The organism is Bergeriella denitrificans NBRC 102155 (genome assembly GCF_001592185.1).
Taxonomy (GTDB): domain Bacteria; phylum Pseudomonadota; class Gammaproteobacteria; order Burkholderiales; family Neisseriaceae; genus Neisseria; species Neisseria denitrificans.
Genome location: NZ_BCWL01000350.1, coordinates 1 through 966 on the forward strand (window position 1 = coordinate 1; position 966 = coordinate 966).

1 protein-coding gene is annotated in these 966 nt (G+C 56.0%); it reads right to left on the bottom strand.

Annotated elements, in window-relative coordinates; translation table 11 throughout:
* On the bottom strand, nt 1-966 hold a 966-nt coding region (locus BDE01S_RS10745; RefSeq protein ID WP_082790476.1), incomplete at both ends, for a VENN motif pre-toxin domain-containing protein.

Consider the following 966-nt stretch of genomic DNA (forward strand, 5'->3'; position numbering starts at 1 on the left):
GACTGCCTTGAGCCGCATCAGCAGCATTACCCGCCGTAGCACCCACAGCAGCTCCAGCCAGCCCCGCAATCGCAGCAACGGTTTCTTTCTGCTCCGCAGTTAATTGACTGCCATCGGCTTCTCCATACAGCCACTTGGAAACCACCGGCGCAGCAGCTTCCGCACCTCCGGCGGCTACGGCAGCCATCATCGCATCGTTACCGCCCGCCGCTGCAACAGCCGCACCCAATACCGCATGGGCGAGAATATGGGCGGCTTCTTGCTTGGTGCTTAGTTTGCCGTCTGCATTTTCTTTCGCCAGATTTTTAAACTGCTGTCCGATTTCATAGGCAATGGCAGGGCTGACGGTTGCGGCGGCTATTCCTGCTGCGCTGTCGGTCGGCGCGCTCAGTCCCGCAGCCACCATATTCAGGCCGGTTTTAAGGTATTGCAGTTTATCGAGTTCTTTTTGGTAGTCTGTATCGTTGATGTTTCCGGCTTCTTTCTGTTTGAGCAAATCATCAATGTGCCGGTTGATTTCTCTATTGACTTCCTGAACATTCCTGCTGAATTGCTGGCTCACTTCCCGTTGTAAGTCCAGCTCGTTCTGCACCCGTTCCTTATCAAACACGTTTTTCAGACGGCCTGATTGTGCTTCGGCAGCTTCGGTGCGGGTGTCGGTATAGACGGTATCGGCCTGTGTGCCGCTGCTGTCGTCGGTAATATGGATATTACGCGTACCGATGCCGCTGTATGTGGTGCTGTTTTGGCTGTCGCCGTCCGAGCCGTAGCCCATGGTGCGGGCTGCGCTGTGGGTGGCTTTGCCGTCTTTATCGACGGTTTTACCGTCCCAGCCGCCGTATGCTGCACCGCTTGCGCCGACACCGAAACTTTCGCCTTCGTAGCGGCTGTGGTTTTGAATGTCGCTGCTGCTGAGTGAGGCCGTCTGAAATTGGTTGTTGCCTGCGGCTTCGGCTTTTTCGGTGG